This window comes from Cupriavidus numazuensis, assembly GCF_905397435.1.
Taxonomy (GTDB): Bacteria; Pseudomonadota; Gammaproteobacteria; order Burkholderiales; family Burkholderiaceae; genus Cupriavidus; species Cupriavidus numazuensis.
The window spans coordinates 1-4281 of the sequence record NZ_CAJPVI010000128.1; the positions used below are offsets into that span (position 1 = coordinate 1).

General features: G+C 60.4%; 8 protein-coding genes. 1 reads left to right on the top strand and 7 read right to left on the bottom strand.

Features of this window, described 5'->3' with window-relative positions; translation table 11 throughout:
• Positions 1-107: 107 nt before the first annotated feature.
• The 5 genes from KHO41_RS41845 to KHO41_RS40660 all read right to left on the bottom strand — a co-directional run bounded on the left by KHO41_RS41845 (position 108) and on the right by KHO41_RS40660 (position 2769).
• On the bottom strand, positions 108-431 hold the full coding sequence (locus KHO41_RS41845) for a DEAD/DEAH box helicase (RefSeq protein ID WP_342344510.1): 324 nt from the start codon (positions 429-431) through the stop codon (positions 108-110).
• Positions 341-1207, bottom strand: a complete 867-nt coding sequence (locus KHO41_RS40645; protein ID WP_342344511.1) for a hypothetical protein — start codon at positions 1205-1207, stop codon at positions 341-343. The genes KHO41_RS41845 and KHO41_RS40645 overlap by 91 nt, the downstream gene beginning before the upstream one ends.
• Entirely contained in the window at positions 1200-1763 is a 564-nt protein-coding gene (locus KHO41_RS40650; protein ID WP_211958836.1) for a hypothetical protein, read from the bottom strand. The genes KHO41_RS40645 and KHO41_RS40650 overlap by 8 nt, the downstream gene beginning before the upstream one ends.
• 476 nt (positions 1764-2239) lie before the next feature.
• A complete protein-coding gene (locus tag KHO41_RS40655; RefSeq protein WP_211958837.1) occupies positions 2240-2509 on the bottom strand; it encodes a Txe/YoeB family addiction module toxin in 270 nt (89 codons plus the stop codon).
• Positions 2506-2769, bottom strand: a complete 264-nt coding sequence (locus KHO41_RS40660; protein ID WP_211958838.1) for a type II toxin-antitoxin system Phd/YefM family antitoxin — start codon at positions 2767-2769, stop codon at positions 2506-2508. The genes KHO41_RS40655 and KHO41_RS40660 overlap by 4 nt, the downstream gene beginning before the upstream one ends.
• 273 nt (positions 2770-3042) lie before the next feature.
• On the opposite strand from KHO41_RS40660, the gene KHO41_RS41850 reads away from it, so the two are divergent.
• Positions 3043-3351: a hypothetical protein gene (locus KHO41_RS41850; RefSeq protein ID WP_211958839.1), complete on the top strand. Its 309-nt coding sequence runs from the start codon at positions 3043-3045 to the stop codon at positions 3349-3351.
• Positions 3352-3417: 66 nt separating this feature from the next.
• On the opposite strand, the gene KHO41_RS40670 is transcribed toward KHO41_RS41850, so the two are convergent.
• Positions 3418-3837 carry a type II toxin-antitoxin system VapC family toxin gene (locus KHO41_RS40670; RefSeq protein WP_211958840.1) on the bottom strand — a complete coding sequence of 140 codons (420 nt, stop codon included), beginning with the start codon at positions 3835-3837 and terminating at the stop codon, positions 3418-3420.
• Complete coding sequence (locus KHO41_RS40675) at positions 3834-4079, bottom strand: FitA-like ribbon-helix-helix domain-containing protein (protein ID WP_211958841.1); 246 nt, start codon at positions 4077-4079, stop codon at positions 3834-3836. Before KHO41_RS40675 ends, KHO41_RS40670 begins: the two co-directional genes overlap by 4 nt.
• Between the last annotated feature and the right edge of the window lie 202 nt (positions 4080-4281).

A 4281-nucleotide genomic window follows, 5' to 3' on the forward strand; every position in this document is an offset into this window, starting at 1 on the left:
TTGAACTCCGCCGTGTATGCCTGGTTTGGTACCTTGAACATCCTCTTTTCCTTCCGTTCGGTCGACTTTATACACGACCTACTGGAAGGCGAAATTCCGGGGGAAGCTCAGGTCGCCTTCGCCGCGGTGTACCGGATGGGCCCGCACTGCATGAAGATGATAGGCTGCTGCCCATCGCGGCGGATCGGGGTGGCAGTCAGGCCGAGCACGTACTTTGCCTTGGCCCGTTTCAAAATGGCGTCGAACGACACTGCGCCAATATGGTGGCATTCATCGACAATCACGTGGCCGTAGTTCTCGACCAGCGGGTTGACCTCACCTTGGCGCGACAGGGATTGCATCACCGCAATGTCGATCTTGCCAAAAGGCTTGACCTTGCCGCCGCCAATGGTACCGATGACGCCTTTGCCAACCCCGAGGAAGGCTTGCAAGCGCTCCTGCCATTGCTTGAGCAGTTCAGTGCGATGCACCAGGTGTTCACGCCGCGACGAGCGATCATCGCGGCCGCCGTGATCGTCTTGCCAAAGGCGGTCGGTGCGCACAGCACGCCAGTATCATGCTGCAGCATGCCGGCAACGGCGGCCTCCTGGTCGAGGCGAAGCGTACCGACGAAACCGACATCGACGGCCTCACCCGAGTGGCGCTCGTCGCGCAGATCGCAGCGGATGCCGTTGTCGCGCAACAGTTCTTGCACGGCGTCGAGGCAGCCGCGCGGCAAGGCAATGTGCTGTGGATAGTTTTCTGCGTTACCGATCACGCGCGGCTTGTCCCATACCGACATCCGCATCGCTTGCGCTTTGTAGAACTCGGGATTCTGGAATGCAGCCAAACGGATCAGGCGGTTGGCCAGTGGCTGCGGCAACTGCGCCTTTTCGAAATAGATCAGGTTGGCCAGCGTCACGGTCAATGACTCAGGCAGAGTGCCTGCCAGCGCTTTTGCAGAGAGCGCTTCGCGCTTCCACGGCGCAACCAAATCCTCGTCGCCGATGAACGTGACATCCAACGGGTGGACGCCATCGGTGGCGCGAAGGATCAGCCGACGAAACAATGCGACCTTCTCATCCGTGGAAAGGCGCGTCGGTTCGGCTTCCCGAATGCAAGGCGCAGGCGTCGGCGGCAGACGCCAATCGATACCATGCGATTCCAATAGCGCGATCAGGCGGGCGTTTTCGGCTTGCAGCGCGGCGAGTGCATCGTGATCAGCCATAGATCCCGTGCTCAGCAAGCAATGCATCCATGTCATCGGCCACGCCGTAGCCGAAGTTTTGGCTGACGCGACGGACCACATCGAGGCGCTCCCAGAAAGGGGGGCGCTGTTCTGCAGGCAAGGCGATGATTACGTTCAACGACTGCTCAAACATCCGTACCAGGGCGTCGAAAAAGCCTTCGTCTTGGTACCCGATGTCAGCACTGAAGCCTGCTGCCCTTTCGCAGTAGAACACGGTCAACTCGGCCAGTCCTTCCGGTTGGCCAATTGCCTTCTTATAGTCCGAAATTGCCTTCTTCGCCTTGGCTACCGACGTGTACTGGTTCTTGAATACATCCGGCCACAGCCAGCGATCTATGGTCACCTTGTAAGGCTTGAGCACGTCGCCGCCCAACGCAAACCGAGCGTGCAGGAAGGCCTGGTTTTCCTTGCTTGCACCGTACAGCGCCTGCACCAGCCCGAGCAACCCGGCACGGTCGAAGCCGGCCAGGTTGGCCTTGACATCGCTCCAGGAGGGCGAGGTATTGCGTGGAGCCTTTGGCCTTACGTCAGGCATTTGACATACTTCCCACTGTTGAAGACCCGCTCCAGTATCGCCGAGATCCGCGCCGACGGACACCGGTTCGCTGTCTTATTGCGTGACGGGAACAACTGGGTGTTGATCTGCCAGTTGAGTCGCCCTAACAACCAGTCGCAGCGCTTCGATTTCGTAGAATCTGCGCGCCATCTCATTGCGCATGATGAGGAGGCGGCCGTGAGCCGAGCAGGGCATGGGGAAGGCTTTGGTCAGTAGGGACGTGTCGACGGAATTCCGGGACAGGGCTTTAGGAGTTTCGTAACCCCTGGAAATGACAGACGGTGTCTGCGAAATGTGAGGGTCGACGGGCCAAGCCCGATAGGACAGATGCATCTGTTCCAGGTTGCGCTCCGAGAAGCCACGCCCGAACCTTTTCGACCGATCATCGGGGTGGCAATGATGGGGTTGCGCGTAATGAGGGCGAACTACAGCTTGAGGAACTCCATCTCCCTCTCTTACTTGTCGCCGTAGTGGTAGAGGCAGTTAATCAGCACCACGCTGTCGTCGTCCGCGAAATACATGAGGCGGTTGGCGTCGTCGATGCGGCGTGACCAGTAGCCACTGAGGTTGCCCACCAAAGGCTCGGGCTTCCCGATGCCCTCGAAGGGCGTGCGCTGGATCTGTTGGATCAGCTGGTTGATGCGCTTGAGGGTCTTTTTGTCTTGGCCTTGCCAGTAGAGGTAATCCTCCCAGGCGTCGGGCATGAACTTGATACTGCGCGTCATTCAGCGTCCGGGTCGATCAGCCGCCGCTCCACCGCCTCACCGCGACGGTGTTGGCCAATGCTGCGCAAGATGCGCTCGGCGTTGGTCGGCGATTGCAACAGGTACATCGTTTCCTTCCAGCTTTCATACTGGGCTTCGGACATCAGCACCACGTTCGGCGCGTCGCGGCGCGTGATCAGCACGGCATCGTGATCGTCGATGGTCTGGTCCATGACCGCCTTCAGATTGCTGCGGGCGTCGGAGAAGTGAACAGTGCGCATAGCGCCCTCCTTCGGTGAACTAGTACGGAAACTTGTACAAGTATAGCACCAGGAGGTTTGCTGTGTGTAGGCGGGGTGCCAGCTGGCGCGGAGCGATTTGCGCGCGTCGCGTGACGTGGACGTTCCCCGCGCCCTCCATGATGTCCTGCCGAGTCGGTGTGATCGCGGACTTGGATGAACTTTCACTATCGTCAAACTATAAAATGCGGGTTTTAGGCTGGCTATGCCGTCGTTGAGGCAAAGCAGGCGTGTCTCGTGGGCCGAGCCAATCCGATGCCGCTCCTGCGTCGCCTGATGCCGCGCATCGTCTTCGATATGGGGGTGCTGGCGGTGGCGATCAATGCGTGGGCAAATATTGTCCCGGACATAGCGCTGGTCCACCTGGCGGTCGCTCATGTGCGAGCCCGCCGCCCATTCCGGCCCGCGCGCCGGCAGGCGCTCGGCCGCCATGTTGAACACTTCCTTGATGATCAAATGCCCCGCGGGACAGGCCTTCTCGCGGCTCGCCCGGCCGTTGACCGGCAGGACCGGCGGGCGGTCTACCTGTGCGGCGTCGGCGGCAGTCCGTGCGCGCGCCGTTAGCGGGCCAGCTCGCCGGTGGCTAGCTCCAGGCGGGGCTTGTTGCCCGACGACTTCCAGCCACCTGCATCAATCCCCCCAAGGATTGGCCAGCACAACGCCAACCCCTTCGAAGTCCTTGCCGTTGCGTGTGGCCAAGGTGGCGGCGTGGTGTCGACAGATGGCAGCAATTTGCGCATCTGCCATGCTGATCGGACGCCCCGCGCGTTCGCGCTGGGACACGAGCGCGGCGTAGTGCACGGCGGCGTTCTCGTCGAATGGCAGCACCCGCTCAGCGAATTCCTCATCGAGGATCTCTAACGCGGCTTCCCGTAACCTGGATTTGCGGCGTCCGTCGGGCAACCGAGCAATGCCGTACAGCAATTCAGCCGCGGTCACGGCAGTAATGGTCAGGGCATCGGGTGCCTGTCGATCGAGCCAGTCGATGACGGCCGGCTCCGCCTCGGCCCGCATCAACTCCGACAAGACATTGGTGTCGAGCACGATCATTCAGGCAGTTCCGGGGACCGGGGTCGTTCGACGCGCGCGGGCAGTTCCAGCCCGGGATCGGCCAACGTAGCAAAGCGCTGGCGCAATCGGCTGCCCAGACCGCCGCGAGCAGGCGACTTGCTCAGCGCGCGCCGCAAGATCTCGCGCACCTCCTCCTCCATGGAGTGGCCGTGCTGGGCGGCTTCGATGCGCAGCCGGGCCTTCAACTCGTCATCTACGTTTCGAATGGTCAGCGTCGCCATCACCATCTCCAAGATTGCATTGAATGCAATGCTAGCACATTTCCGCCGAGCACCCGATCCCCCCTGGCGGATGAGGAGCGGGGCTACTTTATAGACATAAGAAAACTTATGTCTAAAGTACGACAGCATTTATTAGCTATTAAACGTATTACGTAGTAATATAGTTATTTATTCCACTCACTTTTTCCCCGATGTCCGCGGC